The organism is Pseudomonas sp. PDM26, from assembly GCF_019219185.1.
In the GTDB taxonomy this organism is placed as follows: domain Bacteria; phylum Pseudomonadota; class Gammaproteobacteria; order Pseudomonadales; family Pseudomonadaceae; genus Aquipseudomonas.
This window is the reverse complement of record NZ_JAHUWC010000061.1, coordinates 1-321: the sequence shown is the minus strand read 5'-3', so window position 1 is coordinate 321 and position 321 is coordinate 1. Positions and strand designations below refer to the sequence as shown.

Annotated in this window: 1 protein-coding gene; it reads left to right on the top strand. The window is 64.5% G+C overall.

What is annotated here, in order from left to right:
- A partial coding sequence (locus KW849_RS31100) for a hypothetical protein (RefSeq protein WP_218433908.1) occupies positions 1–321 on the top strand: 321 nt, incomplete at both ends.

Genomic DNA, 321 nt, shown 5'->3' with positions numbered 1-321 from the left:
CCGTGGTCAGCAGTGGCGTGGCTGCGGGCTTGCCGCAATCGATCACCACGCCGTTGGGCAGCACGTTGACCATCACCGGTTACAACCCGGCGACCGGGGTGATCAGCTACAGCTACACCCTCAACGACAACGAAGCGCACCCGACCGCCAACGGCGCCAACACTTTGCCTGAGCAGTTCGCCGTGACCGTGGTTGACGACAACGGCACCACCGCCACGGGCAGCCTCGACGTGAACATCGTCGACGACCTGCCCAGTGGCGTGGACGACAGCCATGCCGGTACCGCCTCGGAAACCCTGCTAACCCTCAGCGGCAATGTGT